This is a genomic window from Actinophytocola xanthii (assembly GCF_001921205.1).
Classification (GTDB): domain Bacteria; phylum Actinomycetota; class Actinomycetes; order Mycobacteriales; family Pseudonocardiaceae; genus Actinophytocola; species Actinophytocola xanthii.
Genome location: NZ_MSIE01000015.1, coordinates 1 through 14,554 on the forward strand (window position 1 = coordinate 1; position 14,554 = coordinate 14,554).

The following is a 14,554-nucleotide window of genomic DNA, read 5'->3' on the forward strand; positions in this document are numbered from 1 at the left end:
ATCTGCCACCGCCACCTCGCAAGATCATTCTGAAACGACTTCTTAACCATCGTCTCAGATTCGCTCAGTACGAAGTAGGCGTCAGACAAGCGATCCAACACGTAGGTAGGAGGCCAGTGATGGCAGGTAACGCAGCGCCGCCCGGGGAAGCGCCGCCCGGTCGGTTGGCAAACCGGTGGGTGCCGTGGTTGGTGATTGGCTTGTGGGTGGTGCTGGCGGTGGTCATGGTGCCGCTGAGCGGAAAGTTGAGTTCGGTCACCACGGACAGCGCCGCGGACACCCTGCCGGCCAGCGCCGAGTCCACAAAGGTCGCGGTGCTAGAGGACAGTCTCCCCGGCGGGGACGACAACACGTTCGTCTTCGTGTACCACCGCTACGGCGGCATGACCGACGCCGACCGCGCGACAGTCGAACGCCACTACAACACCCTTGCCAAGCGGTACCCGCCGAAGGTGGCGGCTCCGGCCGGTGAGGACGACGAGGGCCCACCGACGAGCCCCTCCACCGACGGCAAGGCGATGATGTTCACCCTCGATGTGAGCACGACCCACGGCGCACCGGAGGCCATCGTCGGCCCGTTGCGTGACGCCACCAAGGACCGCCCCGCCGGCCTGGAACTCGACGTGACCGGCCCCGCCGCGATCGACGGCGACATGGACGCCGTCTTCGAGGGCATCGACCTGCAGGTCTTCCTCATCACCGTCATCGTCGTCACGCTCCTGCTCATCTTCACCTACCGCAGCCCGGTGCTGTGGTTCATCCCGCTCGTGGCCGTGGGTGCGGCCGCGCTGACCGCTATGGCGACCGTCTACCTGCTCGTCAAGGGCTTCGGCATCGTGGTCAACGACCAGAACTCGGCGCTGCTGACGATCCTGGTGTTCGGCGTCGGCACGGACTACGCGCTGTTGCTCATCGCTCGATATCGGGAGACACTGCACCACCACGAGAACGTCCGGGTCGCGATGGTGCACGCGCTACGCAGCGCGGCACCGGCCATCGCCGCGTCCGCGGCCACCGTGGTCGCCGGCCTGCTCTGCCTGCTCGTCGCGGACCTGAACAGCACCAGCGGGTTGGGACCGATCGGTGCGGCCGGCATCCTGTGCGCGCTGGTGGCAATGCTGACGCTGTTCCCGGCGATGCTCGTGGTGCTCGGCAGGCGGATCTTCTGGCCGGCCATCCCGCGGTTGCGCACGGCCGTAAAGGAGAAGCCGGGGCTGTGGGGACGGCTCGGCGCCGCCATCAGCCGCCGCCGGTGGGTGGCGACGCTCGCCTCGCTCGGAGTCCTCGGCGTGCTCGCCATCGGGCTGGCGGGCAACACCGGCGCCCTACGTGAGCAGGACCAGTTCCTGGACGCGCCGGAGTCGGTCACCGGCTTCACCGTTCTCCGCCAGCACTTCCCGGAGCTCGGCGGGCAGCCGATGGCGATCTTCACGCGACCGGCCTACCAGGAGCGGGTGCTCGACGTCGTCAAGGACACTCCCGGAGTGGCCCTGGCCATCCCGGGGCAGACCAGCGGTGGCTGGGCCGACATCTCCGTGTTCCCGACGGACGCGCCGGACACCGCCGCGGAGTACGACACGATCAAGCGGGTGCGCACCGCCGTGCACGCGGTGAGCGGGGCGGAGGCGATCGTCGGCGGGCCGAGTGCGGAGAACCTCGACACCGAGGTGACCACCAGCCGCGACGAGAAGCTGGTGATCCCATTGGTGCTCGCCGTCGTCCTGATCGTCCTCGGGCTGCTGCTGCGCGCGATCGTGGCCCCGCTGGTCCTGATGGCGACCGTGATCGTCTCATTCGCCGCGGCCTTCGGCGGCAGCGTGTTCGTCTTCGACGCGATCCTCGGGTTCACGGGCATCGACTATTCAGTGCCGCTGCTGGCGTTCCTGTTCCTGGTGGCGCTCGGCGTCGACTACAACATCTTCCTGGCCAGCCGGGCCCGCGAGGAGACCGTGCGTCTCGGCACCAGAGAGGGCATGCTCAAAGCCCTCTCCGCCACCGGTGGCGTCATCACCTCGGCAGGCCTGGTCCTGGCGGCCACGTTCGCGGTCCTCACCACGCTTCCGCTGGTGATGCTGATCGAGGTCGGGTTCCTGGTGGCCTTCGGCGTGCTGCTCGACGCCCTGCTGGTGCGGTCGGTCCTGGTGCCCGCCCTCACCCTGCTGATCGGCCGGCGGATGTGGTGGCCGAGCCGGCTGTCCCGACCGGCGGAGCTGCCGGACGGTCAACGGCCGCTCGTGGACGATGAGGAGCCCGCGCTGCAACGGTGAGCGCGCCGGCTCGAACGAGATCCGGGACAGAGGCCCAGGCCCGTCCCGGATCTTTCCATGGATCACCCCTTCCGGGGCTGGGGTCAACGCACCGCCGTGTCCTCCCCGGCGGCGAGCCGCGCGATCGGGGCGGCCGGAAGGTCGACCTGAAGCAGCGCGCCACCGCGCGCGGAGCGGGCGATGGTGGCCCGGCCGCCGTGGGCGTCGACGACCCGCTGCACGATCGACAGCCCCAGACCGGATCCCGGCAACGCCCGGGCGCTGTCGGCACGGTAGAACCGGTCGAACACCCGCGGTACGTCGGCGGCGTCGATGCCCGGCCCGGCGTCGTCGACCTCGAGGACCGCCAACGCGCCCTCGGCATGGAGCCGGACCTGGACTGGCTGGTCCGTGGGGGACCATTTGCTGGCGTTGTCGATGAGGTTGAGCACCGCCCGTTGGAGCGCGGCGGGACGCCCGCTCACCCACACGGAGGTCACGTCGAGCGCGATCTCGATGTCGGGCCCCCGGGAACGCGCCCGGGCCGCGGCGGCCACCACCACGTCGGCGAGGTCGAGCAGTTCGGTGCACTCGTCGCTGACGTCACCGCGCGCCAGGTCGGTCAGCTCGGCGGCAAGGGTGCTCAACTCGGCCACCTGGGCGCCGAGGTCGTTGAGCAGCCGGGTCCGGCTCTCCGCCGGCAGTGCACTGTCCAGGGTGCCGCGCCGATCGAGCCGGATCAGCAGCTCGACGTTGAGGCGCAGGCTGGTGAGCGGGGTCTTGAGCTCGTGGGCGGCGTCCTCGGCGAGCAGCCGCTGGGCCTGCCGGGAGTCCCGGAGCGCGGCGAGCATGTGGTTGATCGACTGGATCAGCCGCCGGATCTCCCCACCGCCCTCATCCGGGATGTCGGCGTCGAGATCCCGGGTGTGCGCGACACGTACCGCGGCGGCCGTCAGCCGGTCGATCGGTGCCAGCCCGGTCCGCGCCACGGTCCGCCCGACAAGGGTGCCGCAGACCACGCAGAGCAGCCCGATCAGCAGCATGCCCAACCCGAACCGGTTGATCGGGCTGTCGTCGGCGACGCGGGCCACCTGGACCGCGCCGTCGCCCGCCCGGAGCGTGTAGATGAGGAAGCCGTCCTCGTCGCTGTCGTTCGACTCCATCAGGTCGGCCGACGCGCCCTGCGCCACGCGCCCGGCGCTCTCGCTGACGGGGGGCAGCGCGGGTTGACCGGCCGGCGTCCGGGTCGAGCCGTCGGGCAGGATGACCCGCACCAGCTGGCCGGATCCGGGATACGGCGGTAGCTGGACCTGCGCCAGACCGGCGCGCTCCGCGTTCGCCGCCAGGACGTGGGAGTCGGCGCGTAGCTGATTCTCGGCGGTGTTCTTCAGCTCCCAGTCCAGTAGCTCGCTGGCCACCTGGAAGGCCAGGAACACGCTGACCGCGATGGCCGTCGCCGCGATCACCGTCAGCCTGGTCCGCAGGGACCGCCGGCGCCACCATCGGGTCAACCGGCGCGGTTCCCGGCCGGTGGACGTGCTCACGGAGGAGTCTCCCGCAACGTGTACCCCAGGCCGCGCCGGGTGTAGATCAGTCGCGGCTCGCCCTCGGCCTCCATCTTGCGGCGCAGGTAGCTCACGTATACCTGGAGGTTGTTGGCGGTGGTGCTCATGTCGAAGCCCCAGATCGCCTCGAACAGCACGGCGCGGCTCAGGACCCGGGTCGCGTTGCGCATGAGGACCTGGAGCAGGGAGAACTCGGTCCGGGTCAGGTGCAGCGGCCGCCCGCCCCGCCACGCCTCGAACCTGTCAGGATCGAGCCGGAGGTCGGCGAACGTCAGGATCTGCGACTCGTCGCCGCCCGGCGCGCGGCGGCGCAGCAGGGCCCGGACCCGGGCCAGCAACTCCTCGGTGGCGAACGGCTTGGGCAGATAGTCGTCGGCGCCCGCGTCCAGCCCCGCGACCCGGTCGGAGACCTGATCCCGGGCGGTCAGCATCAGCACCGGCAGATCCCGACCCGCTGCCCGCAACCGCCGGCAGGTCTCCAACCCGCCGAGGCGGGGCATCATCACGTCGAGGATCAGCAGATCCGGCGGGTCGCCGCCGACTCCGTCGAGCACGGCGAGCCCGTTGGCGACGGTGCTGGTGTCGTAACCCTCGACCTGGAGCACCCGCTCCAGCGACTCACGGATGGCCGCCTCGTCATCCGCGATCATGATCCGCACGCAGGCCCGTCCCCTCCAGTCGACGCTTTGCCGCTCATTGTCCCCGGTCAACCTGAGGCCAGGGTTAGAACTGCAACGGCACTGGTGTGAGTCGTAGCGGATCACGGGGGGCGCTGCGCGAGGATCACCTGTTGGAGCCGTTGAACGGGTGGATGGGGCGACTGAGCGTGATCGAAAGAGCGGAGCCTTCTACCGCCTGTTCGTGTGCAATCGGGGCCGGGCCGGCTCAGCTTGTCGACACGACAACGCCGCAGAACGATGACATTCCTGGAGCGGAGGCCGTCAAAGGTCAGTTCTCACCAGCGGTGCGTCCCATGGCCTGGCTGATCAGGTCGTAAGCCCGATCCACCATGCTGGTGTAGGGGCCGATGAGGAGGTTGGCGGTGGCCGACTCCATACCGGGGTGGGGGTGGGTCGGGGCCAGCGCTTCGGCGGCTTTGACCGCCTTCGCCATCGCCTTCAGCCGGGAGTCGCTGTGGGCCGAACGGAGGTGCGGGAACTCCTCCTGCTCCTCGTGCTTGGCGTGGTCCTCCACCATGATCCGCAGCTCTTCCAGCTTGGGCAGGAAGTCGTCCGACTCTGTGCCCAGGTTTTCCAGCTCCACGAGGAGTTGCTTCGCGGCGAGCTCCTCGGCGAGGCAGGCATCCACCACGAGGTCGCCATTGGGGATCAACGCGCGCGCGTCCGGGTGCACGATCAGCTCCTCGGCGGTCTCGTGCACCGCGAGCAGGCGGCGTAACCGGTCGAACGCTTCGGCGCGATCAGCCGACCCAGCGGTTCTCACCTCGACGAACAGCCGGCGAACCTCCTCGTGCTGGTGCAGCAGCAACGCGATCACGTCGTCGTCGGGCGTGCTCTCAGGTCGAGTGCTCATCCCTACCTCCCCACGGTCACACCTACCTACGGAGTTCCCCTTGATCCAACCTACCGGAGAAGTTCCGATCTACGCGCGGCACCACACGGCGCAACCGCCAGTGCCCGGTCACTGGACCAATGTCGGCCCCACCCAGGCACGACCCGACGTTCCTCGCCGACCGCGCCGGCCAGGACGTGGATTCGACGCGGGCCACCATCGCGGGACGATCCCGACGATTCCCTCCACAGCCCTACCAGCGACAACGCGCCGAAGATCCGAAACTGCGGCGATAGCACTGACGGGTATTTGTCCACAACGACCAACAAGGCCGTCGCGCAGAAGATCAGGCTCCCGAAATGATCGATAACCCGATTCGCGCATTGATATCCAACTGTTGACACCGCGGGAGAACTGGCATAGGGTCATTTTCACGCTACGCGTTATTGGGGGGTCAATCATGCGCAGAGTCGCCATCACGTGTGCAGTCATCATCGTCGTTTCTTTCATTTTTCAACCACTCGCGTTAGCCGAGCCGCCGACACGGCCGGATCAAACGTCGTCCGCAACGATCACCAAGCGTGCGAGCACATGGAGCGCGGCGCGGATGGCAGCAGCGACATCTTTCGACAGCATCAAACCGGGCACCGGGTCCGGCCGCGGCACGGAACCGGAGGCGCCCGCGAACCCCGGAAAAATTGAGCCCCGGCTGCCAACCAAGGCGCCCCAAGGCATCGCTCCGCTGGCGAATGCCACGCCCACGACCGGCAAGCTGTTCCTGCACAATCCCAATACCGGAAGCGACGGCTACTGCACGGCGAGCGCGATCAACTCGGGCAATCTGAGCCAGGTCATCACAGCGGCTCACTGCGTGCACACGGGGCCGAACGGCTGCAACGGCAACCCCGGCTCCGCGGCGTGGATGACCGAGGCCGAGTTCGTGCCCCTGTACTGGAGCGGGGACCGCCCATACGGGACATTCCAGGTACGCACGCTCCGCACCTTCGATACCTGGATAGCGGACTGTGACTGGGACTACGACATCGCGATCGTCACCACCTACACCAACGAGAACAACCAACTACTGGTCGAGACGGTCGGTGGAAACGGACTCTCATACAATTACCCGGGATCGTTCGACTCCGTCACCTTCGGCTATCCGGGGAACCGTGACGGCGGCGAGATTCCGTGGACTTGCGAAGGCACGACGAACTACGGATTTCCAGACTACCGACCGACCTTGTACTGCGCCTGGACCGGCGGGTTCAGTGGCGGACCGTGGTTCCGGGAATACTCCAACGACACCCTGCTCGGATATGTCAACGGTGTAGGCAGCACGTGGCCAGGCCCCGATGACGGACCCGAATGGATCGACAGCCCTTACTTCGACGACAAGGTACAGTCGATTTACGATGATGCCGCAGGGGACTGACCGCAAGCGCACCGTCGTGATCGCCGTTGCGGCGGCGATCACGACGGTATTGCTCGTCGTGATCGCCGCCGTCGCGTTGTGGCCTGCGGCGCCTGCGCGCCAGCCAGGACCGAGCGAGCACGACACGTCCGGCACGTCCGTCGAACGACCGAGCACCTCACGATGGCCCGACGAGCGCGCGAGCAGCGCGCAGGGGTGGTGACGATCAGGCCTCAGGTCCTCCGTCAGCGGAGGTCCATGCCGAGGTCGAGGGCGGGGCTGGACCGCGGCAGCCGATAACTTGGCAAGGTCGTTCGGCGCGAACTGCACTCGCCACGTGCCGACAGTGCACCAATCGCAGCGCCTTCCGAGACACCCCCGCTGGTTCACGTAGGTCGACGGCGGTGGGGGAGGGCAGCTCGCCTGCCGCGGCGAGTGGGGGCGGCAGGTGGCGAGCTCGACGACGTCGGCGATCACGTCGCGGACGAGGGTGTGCGGTTGCCGCCGCGGTTCGGTCACCTGGTCATCGCGATGGACTCGCGCGACGAGCTCGGCACCGAGGCCATGCCGGGCGCAGCTCGACACGGCGTCGAGACAGTCTGTCTTGATAAAGACACGCTGTCTTGCAAAACTGGGCTATGGCAGCTTCGAGGCACGGGCCTCCGCACGCACCCGGACATCGGTCCATAGCGCTGATAGTCGTGGTCAAGGTGGTGATCGTCGTCGCGGTTCTCGCGCTCCCCTCCTGGTTCGCGATCTCGTTGGGCGCCGCACACGGCGTCGCGTTGGCACTCGTCGCCCTGGCCGCGGTGGTGTTGCTGGTCGCGAGAGTCGTCCGGCAGAGGGCCAGCCATCCGCGCCGCCATGGGGGAGAGACAACGACGCGGTCCAGTGAGGCCCGCATCGAGACCGCGAACGCGAGTCGCTACCTCGTCCAGCTCTGCACGCACGCCGCCAAGGTCGGTGACCACCTCCAGCACGGCCACCTGCGCGGCGCGCACGCGCGCCCGGAGGTGCGCGGCGTCGAGTACTCCGACACCCACGGGACACTCGACCTGAGCTGGGGACGATGCGTCCTCGACGTGGACCCGGACGGCCTCACCATCCGCGTCGACGCCGACACCGAGGATCACCTGCGCGGAATCCAGGACATCATCGCGGCGGACCTTCAACGGTTCGGTCACCGCGACAGCGTGGCGGTGACCTGGCAGCCGCCCCGCGTTCAGCACGACGAAGAGGCCTGACGATCGACAACAGCGGCGTGGCGAACAGTTCCCCGACTGTTGAAGAAATCCCCAGCGCCGATCCGGATGTTCTTTAGGTCTACGTTGCTTTCGCTGGCCTCCGTGCCGCACGAAGGCGGCCGCTCCGGCCGGGCCGTTCGCCGCAGTGACGTTGCGCGAACGACCCGGCCGGCACCCTCCCCCTGAGCTGTTCGAGGGCTTCGCTCATCCAGTCGGTGGAGTCCCGGACCCGACGGGAGCACCGGTCGGCGGCACCCGCAGGCGGCGTGCCTGCACCACCCGCTGCGCCGCCGAACGAACGACATCTCGAACTCATCCTGTCATTCCCCTCATTTGCGGAAGGTGGCGGAGATCCAGCGCGAGACTGGATCTTCAGTCTGACGGTTCGCTGTTGGAGATCCGTTGTAGGGGTGTTGAACTGCTGGTGAGGCTAGAATGACGAATGTGGTGTCGTTTCTGGGAAGGCTTTTGGTGTGACAGTCAAGTTCTGCCTGTTGGGGGAGCTCGAGGCCCGGATTGACGGCGTCGCGGTTGATCTCGGTCATGCCATGCAGCGATGTGTCCTGGCCGCGCTGGTGGTCGATGTCGGACGTGGGGTTTCGGTCGAACAGCTTTCCGGACGGGTGTGGGGAGACCGATTTCCCGACCGGGCCGCCCGAACGCTCGCCAGCTACGTGTCGCGTCTGCGGCAGGCCTTCGCCGATGCCGGTGGAGTCGGCATCGAGCGACGATCGGGCGGCTACGTCCTGACGGCCGAACCAGAATCAGTAGATCTGCACAACTTTCGTTCCCTGCTCGACCAGGCCCGCTCGGCCGACGACGACCGGCTGGCTCTGACGCTGTTCGACGAGGCACTCGGCCTCTGGCGGGGAGAGCCGTTCGCCGGTCTGGAAACGCCGTGGATCGCGACGTTCCGGGAGATTCTCGACAAGGAGCGGCTGACCACAGAGCTCGATCGCAACGACGTTCAGCTACGCCTCGGCCAGCACCACGCGATCCTCGCCCGGGTGTCCGGCCAAGCCGCGGCGCACCCGCTGGACGAACGATGCGCCGAACAAGTGATGCTGGCGCTGTACCGCTGCGGTCGCCAGGCCGACGCGCTGGACGCCTACCAGCGGATCCGGCGGCGCCTGGCCGACGAACTCGGCGTCGACCCGAGTCCTGCGCTGCGAGAGCGATACCAGCAGGTCCTGACCGCTCACCCGGCGCTCGGCGTCGAAGCCGCGGAGCCCGCTCAGGTGCCGGTGCCTCGGCAGCTGCCAGCTCCGCCACGGCTGTTCGTCGGCCGCCTCGCCGAGCTCGCCGAGCTCAGCAGGGCGGTGGACGCCGCCGACGGCCACGGCGGCACGGTGATGATCTTCGCGATCGGTGGCGCGGGCGGCATCGGCAAGACCACCCTCGCGCTGCAGTGGGCGCACCAGAACATCGAACGCTTTCCCGACGGGCAGCTCTACGTCGACCTGCGCGGTTTTGCCCCGTCCGGCCCACCGACACCGCCCGAGGCGGCGATACGCGGCTTCCTCCACGCCCTGGGCGTGCCTCTCCCGGCGGTACCGTCCGAACTGGACACGCAGGTCGGCTTGTACCGCAGCCTGGTGGCGGACAAGAGAATGCTCGTACTGCTGGACAACGCACGTGACACGGCCCAGGTGGAGGCCCTGCTGCCCGGCAGCGCGAGCTGTACGGTCGTGGTGACCAGTCGCAACCGCCTGGCCGGCCTGCATGTGCACGGCGCGCACCTGGTCGGCCTGGACGTGCTCGGTCCCGACGAGGCGCACGACCTGCTGGCGCGCCGGCTCCAGGACGACCGGGCGGCCGTCGAACAGGAGGCCGTCGCCGATCTACTGAACTGGTGCGGCGGAGTGCCGCTGGCCATCGGCGTCGTCGCGGCCCGGGCCACCATGCACGCCGACTTTCCTCTCCGTGTCCTCGCCGCCGAACTACGCGACACCTCGACCCGGTTGGACGCGCTCGACACGGGCGAACTGGCTACCAACCTTCGAGCCGTGTTCTCCTGGTCCTACCGCACGTTGTACCCCGAAACGGCCCGCGTGTTCCAGCTGCTCGGACTGGTGCCGGCGCCCGACATCGATCTGGTGGCCGCCGCCAACCTCACCGCGCTGCCTGTTCCGCGGACACGTCAGCTGCTGCGCGACCTGGAGGCTGCGCATCTCGTCGCACAACCTGTGCCGGGTCGCTACCGGATGCACGACCTCACCCGGCTGTACGCAGCGGAGTGCGCCAGATACGACTGCGCCGAACCCGACCGCCACACGGCACTGAGGCGGCTGGCCGACTTCTACCTCCGCACCGCGCACGCTGCGGAGAGACTGCTGAACCGGACCCAGCTGGCCCAGTTCGACCCGCCGGCGTCCGTCGACCACCCCCACGCCCTGGCGGACGCCACGGCCGCCCTGGCCTGGTTCGACGCCGAACACGGCTGCCTGTTGGCCACTCAACAGGCAGCCGCGGAACTCGGCTGGCATCGGGTTGTGTGGCAGCTGGCATCGACCCTGCACGTGTTCCACCGAAGACGGGGATACCACCACGACGAACTCGCCGTCTGGCGAACCGCGCTCACCGCGCACCGCGACGACCGCGTCACCGAAGTCCTCATCCACCGGCAGGTCGGCGACGCCTACATCTCCTTGGGCCAGCACGACGAAGCGCTCGACCACCTCCACAAAGCCCTCACCCTGGCCGAGCACACACAGGACCTCGCCGGCCAGGCCGACACCCACCAAGCTCTGTCGTGGGCCTGGGAGCGGCTCAGAGACGATCGCCGAGCGCTGGAGCACGCCACCCAGGCTCTGCGCCTCTACCAGACCCTCCCCCTCCGCAGACCGGCGAGAGAAGCCGAGGCGCTCAACAACGTGGGCTGGTCCGCCGCCCAGCTGGGCGACTACGACCTGGCCCGATCGCACTGCGAAGACGCGCTGGCACTCAACCGCCGCGACCACCACCGTGAGGGGGAGGCCGCGACCCTGGACAGCCTCGGCTACATCGCCCACCACACCGGCCACCACGCGCAGGCCGTCGACTACTACCGGCAGGCCCTGGCCCTGTTCCGCGACCTGGGCAACGCCTACGAGGAAGCCAACACCCTCGACAACCTCGGCCACCCCTACGCCGCCCTCGGCGAGTACGAGCAAGCCCACGAGGTCTGGCAGAACGCGTTGGACCTCTACCGGTCCCAACGCCGCACGACCGACGCCGCCCGGCTCCAACGCAACCTCGAGTTCGCCTGAGAGCAGCTCCTGCTACCGGAGCCGCGATGGCGCTGAGCGTTCGGTGACTTCGCCCCCTGCACCGGATGGGGCTCATCGCGTGCCACTACCGCGCCGCCGAGTGGGGCCACAAGGACGTCGAACTCGCGGCACACGACCTGCTGCAGTACCTCGACAACGCCCGGCGCTGACTCGGTGTGCGGACCCCGGCGCGGACGTAGCAGCCCGGACCACCGCTGACGGCCACCTCCGATGCGTCAACGTGGAGAAGCGTCGCGGTCCGCGGCCTCCGGCGACGGGATCACGACGAAGTCGCGGATGGACGCGGCCAGTTCGGCGGGCTGGTCCAGCGGGACCAGCGTGTAGCTGTCGGCAATCTCCACGAGCCGGCTCTCGGGCAGGAGCGCGGCGAGGCGCCGCCCGTGCTCCGGCGGCATGACCCTGTCCTCCTCGGCCCAGACCACGAGCGTCGGACGGTCGAAGGCGCGGAGTCCGTCCTCGATGTCGACCAGCAGTGTGCGGTTGGCCGCGATACCGCGCAGCACCCGCACCGTGTCCGGGCGGATCCCGGGCCGGGTCTGGAGCGGGTGCAGCCACCGGGCGGTCACGGCGTCACCGCGTTTGGTGAGCCAGCCGAAGGTGAACGGCATCCGGCGGAGCACCTTGAGCCGCAGCTGCCACATCATCGCGCCGAACACCGAGGGCGGGAGCTTTCCGGTGAATACCACCGTCTTTCCGCTCAGGCCGGGTGGGAAGTTGTCGAACGCGTCGCAGGACACCAGGACCGCCTTGCCGATCCGCGGGTTCCGGTCGGCCATGAGCAGCTGCACGACGACGCCGCCGGTGTCGTTGCCGACGACGGTGACATCGTGCAGGTCGAGTCGCTCCATGAGGTCCGCGACGATGGCGGTGATGCCGCGCATCGTGAGGTCGGCACCAGGCCCCAGCGGCCGGACGTGCGCCCCCAGCGGGAGCAACGGTGCCACACACCGGTAGCCCGCGCCCAGCTCATCGATCACGCCGGACCAGAGTGTCGGGTCCATCAGGAGCCCGTGCAGCAGCAGGACCACCGGGCCGTCACCGCCGGTGTCCACGTAGTCGATGGTGCCTGCCCCGAGGTCCACCTTCTTCATCTCCATGCGGTCACCGACCTCCGGTCCGCGAGTTCGGGTTCGCCGCGGTCACCGGTTCGAACAGCTCCGCGCGCGACGTGTCCCGTGCCGGGGTCGCGACCTTGTCGGCCTTCTGGCGCATCGCCGCAGCCAGCGGGTCGCGCCCCTTCCACAGCCCCTGGGTCTCGTAGGGCCGCAGCCGGAGGAACACCGTCTCGTGGTGGAACACCTTGTCGTCGTTCTTCTTCATCGCGTCGCGGTGGCCACCGGGATACGTCCCGACGGTGTACTGCCGCATCTCGCGTGCGGTGCGCCACAGGCTGAAGGTGCTGATCAGGTTGGGCGGGTGCATCAGCGACGAGCCTTCGAGGAATGCCGGGTGCCGCAACGCCTCCCGCTCCGCGGCACCTGCCGCCGCGGCGAACGCCCTCGTCTTGCCGAGCCGCATCCTGGCCATGGTGAGCACCCCGACCGGCTCGTCCCCGGTCGGCTTCTCCGACCGGGGGAGGTCGGCCAGCCCCGGCCACGCGCCGACCGTGCGGACCGGCTCGAACCGCGCCCGCCAACCGGGCTCGTAGAGCTTGGCGAGCGGGTGGAAGAGGAACTTGTCCAACGACTCGTCGTCGTCCCACACGGCGATCAGGGCGATACCGTCGATCCTGGTCGACGGCAGCAGCCCGGTGCGCAGCGGGTTCATCAGCCAGGTCTCCGACCAGCGGAGTCCCTGGATCGCCTCCGGGCCGGGTTTCGCCCGCAACCCGGCCAGCGCCCTGGGGGGACTGACATTCACGATGTGGGCGGACACGATCATGGTACTGCTCCTACGGGTCTCATGCGATGACAGCGGTCGTCGAGCTCTTGGTGGACATCTGCCCGGCGATCTCGGCGGCGACCCGGCGGCCGGAGTAGATCGCCCCGCCCATCGCCCCGTACTCGACGGGGACGGTCTCCGCCCCCGCCCAGTGGATGCGGCCGATCGGTTCCTTGAGCGCCGGGCCATACTCGGTGTAGAAGCCGGGCGGGCAGTACCCGTGGTAGCAGCCCTGGGTGAACGGTTCCGCCATCCAGTTCTGCTCGATGATCTCCTGCGGTTTCTCCGCCCGGGCACCGAAGTAGCGCCCGAGCTGGCGCCGCAACAGCTCACGGCGCCGGGACGGCTCCATCGCGGCGATGTGGTGGGCGGCGGGACCGGTGACGAACACCGTCAGCACACCGGGGGAACCGTCGGCTGGGCTGCCGTCCAGTACCGCCCGGAACGGGCTGCGGAAGCTGATCGCCATGCCGCTCATGCCGTCCCTGCGCCAGAACGGTTCGTCGTAGAGCACCAGGTACTTGATCGCCGCGCCCATCGTCATCCGCTGGGTGAGCCGGGTACGGGTCTCCGGCAGTGACGGAGCGAAGTCGATGCGGCCGACCAGCGGAGTCGGCACGGCGACCACGACCCGCCTGCCCGTCGCCTCGAACCCGGGGCCGGTGACCCGGACCCGGTCGTCGCCCTGCTCGATGCGGCGGACGTGGGCGTTCACGTACGTGTCGGCCGTGACGTTCTCCGCGATCCGCAGCACCAGGTTCTGCGCACCGCCGGCGAACCGGTTCTCCAGCGCGCCGCCGGTGATCGTGGTCATCGCGCGGAAACCGTTGGTGCAGTTCGAGTAGTTCAGCACGTGCAGCACCGACATCTCACTCGGCGCCGCGCCCATGCCGGCCTCGAGCAGCAGCCGCATGAGCAGGCGGCCCTCCCTGGTCCGAATGTTGCGCCGGGTCCAGGACCACATCGTCTCGCTGTCCCACCGCGCGGCGTGCGGCGCGGTCCACGGTGCCTCCTCGGGAACCGCACGCCGCATGCGCTCGATCCGCAGTGCCGCCTGCCCGAAGTCCGCGAGCGCGATCGGGCTGATCCTGGGGATCGAGCCCTTCCACCGGGTGAGCCTGCGTTCGGTCTCGATGAGCTTGTAGCCCTCGTCGTACACCTTCTCCGAGGCGATGCCCAACGCGGCCGCCGTCCTGGCGTTGACCGAGTCCGGCAGGTGGAACTCACACCCGAGCTCGACGATCTTGCCCGCGCCGATGGGGTGGCTGAGCGCACGCCCGCCGAGGCGGTCGCGGGCCTCGAGCAAGGCCACGCTCCTGCCCGACCTCGCCAGCTCGCTCGCCGCCGTGGCGCCGGCGAACCCCGCGCCGACCACGACGACGTCCGCCTCGATCTTCGGGTGCTCCCGAACGTCCCGCATGTCGCT

Annotated in this window: 11 protein-coding genes; 5 read left to right on the top strand and 6 right to left on the bottom strand. The window is 68.9% G+C overall.

Features of this window, described 5'->3' with window-relative positions; genetic code table 11:
- Nucleotides 1-191: 191 nt before the first annotated feature.
- On the top strand, nucleotides 192-2,267 hold the full coding sequence (locus BU204_RS10165) for an MMPL family transporter (RefSeq protein ID WP_198942822.1): 2,076 nt from the start codon (nucleotides 192-194) through the stop codon (nucleotides 2,265-2,267).
- Nucleotides 2,268-2,350: 83 nt separating this feature from the next.
- On the opposite strand, the gene BU204_RS10170 is transcribed toward BU204_RS10165, so the two are convergent.
- From BU204_RS10170 to BU204_RS10180, 3 genes are all read right to left on the bottom strand, one after another.
- Nucleotides 2,351-3,790 carry a HAMP domain-containing sensor histidine kinase gene (locus BU204_RS10170; RefSeq protein ID WP_075125368.1) on the bottom strand — a complete coding sequence of 480 codons (1,440 nt, stop codon included), beginning with the start codon at nucleotides 3,788-3,790 and terminating at the stop codon, nucleotides 2,351-2,353.
- On the bottom strand, nucleotides 3,787-4,470 hold the full coding sequence (locus BU204_RS10175) for a response regulator transcription factor (RefSeq protein ID WP_075125369.1): 684 nt from the start codon (nucleotides 4,468-4,470) through the stop codon (nucleotides 3,787-3,789). The genes BU204_RS10170 and BU204_RS10175 overlap by 4 nt, the downstream gene beginning before the upstream one ends.
- 289 nt (nucleotides 4,471-4,759) lie before the next feature.
- The gene (locus BU204_RS10180) at nucleotides 4,760-5,344 is read right to left on the bottom strand and encodes a hemerythrin domain-containing protein (protein WP_075125370.1); all 585 of its coding nucleotides are present in this window, start codon (nucleotides 5,342-5,344) and stop codon (nucleotides 4,760-4,762) included.
- A gap of 439 nt (nucleotides 5,345-5,783) precedes the next feature.
- On the opposite strand from BU204_RS10180, the gene BU204_RS38990 reads away from it, so the two are divergent.
- The 4 genes from BU204_RS38990 (at nucleotide 5,784) to BU204_RS10205 (ending at nucleotide 11,226) form a co-directional block, all read left to right on the top strand.
- Nucleotides 5,784-6,755, top strand: a complete 972-nt coding sequence (locus tag BU204_RS38990) for a trypsin-like serine peptidase (protein ID WP_143229418.1) — start codon at nucleotides 5,784-5,786, stop codon at nucleotides 6,753-6,755.
- Nucleotides 6,736-6,957, top strand: coding sequence for a hypothetical protein (locus BU204_RS10190; RefSeq protein ID WP_075125372.1), 222 nt, complete (start codon nucleotides 6,736-6,738; stop codon nucleotides 6,955-6,957). Before BU204_RS38990 ends, BU204_RS10190 begins: the two co-directional genes overlap by 20 nt.
- Before the next feature lie 478 nt (nucleotides 6,958-7,435).
- Nucleotides 7,436-7,978, top strand: a complete 543-nt coding sequence (locus tag BU204_RS38175; RefSeq protein WP_158073429.1) for a DUF2218 domain-containing protein — start codon at nucleotides 7,436-7,438, stop codon at nucleotides 7,976-7,978.
- Nucleotides 7,979-8,451: 473 nt separating this feature from the next.
- Nucleotides 8,452-11,226 (top strand): AfsR/SARP family transcriptional regulator, encoded by a 2,775-nt coding sequence (locus BU204_RS10205; RefSeq protein ID WP_075125374.1) that lies wholly within the window; start codon nucleotides 8,452-8,454, stop codon nucleotides 11,224-11,226.
- Nucleotides 11,227-11,462: 236 nt separating this feature from the next.
- Here the strand turns inward: BU204_RS10205 and BU204_RS10210 are convergent, their stop codons facing one another.
- The 3 genes from BU204_RS10210 to BU204_RS10220 are packed head-to-tail and all read right to left on the bottom strand — an operon-like array spanning nucleotide 11,463 to nucleotide 14,548.
- A complete protein-coding gene (locus BU204_RS10210; RefSeq protein WP_233159953.1) occupies nucleotides 11,463-12,344 on the bottom strand; it encodes an alpha/beta fold hydrolase in 882 nt (293 codons plus the stop codon).
- Nucleotides 12,345-12,348: 4 nt separating this feature from the next.
- Complete coding sequence (locus BU204_RS10215; protein WP_075125375.1) at nucleotides 12,349-13,128, bottom strand: hypothetical protein; 780 nt, start codon at nucleotides 13,126-13,128, stop codon at nucleotides 12,349-12,351.
- Between the two features lie 19 nt (nucleotides 13,129-13,147).
- Nucleotides 13,148-14,548, bottom strand: a complete 1,401-nt coding sequence (locus BU204_RS10220; protein ID WP_075125376.1) for a flavin monoamine oxidase family protein — start codon at nucleotides 14,546-14,548, stop codon at nucleotides 13,148-13,150.
- Nucleotides 14,549-14,554 lie beyond the last annotated feature (6 nt).

Coding starts and splice junctions, on each gene's coding strand:
- BU204_RS10220 (WP_075125376.1), bottom strand. CDS start 14,548: ATGCGGGACGTTCGGGAGCACCCGAAGATCGAGGCGGACGTCGTCGTG.
- BU204_RS10180 (WP_075125370.1), bottom strand. CDS start 5,344: ATGAGCACTCGACCTGAGAGCACGCCCGACGACGACGTGATCGCGTTG.
- BU204_RS38990 (WP_143229418.1), top strand. CDS start 5,784: ATGCGCAGAGTCGCCATCACGTGTGCAGTCATCATCGTCGTTTCTTTC.
- BU204_RS10210 (WP_233159953.1), bottom strand. CDS start 12,344: ATGGAGATGAAGAAGGTGGACCTCGGGGCAGGCACCATCGACTACGTG.
- BU204_RS10215 (WP_075125375.1), bottom strand. CDS start 13,128: ATGATCGTGTCCGCCCACATCGTGAATGTCAGTCCCCCCAGGGCGCTG.
- BU204_RS10190 (WP_075125372.1), top strand. CDS start 6,736: ATGATGCCGCAGGGGACTGACCGCAAGCGCACCGTCGTGATCGCCGTT.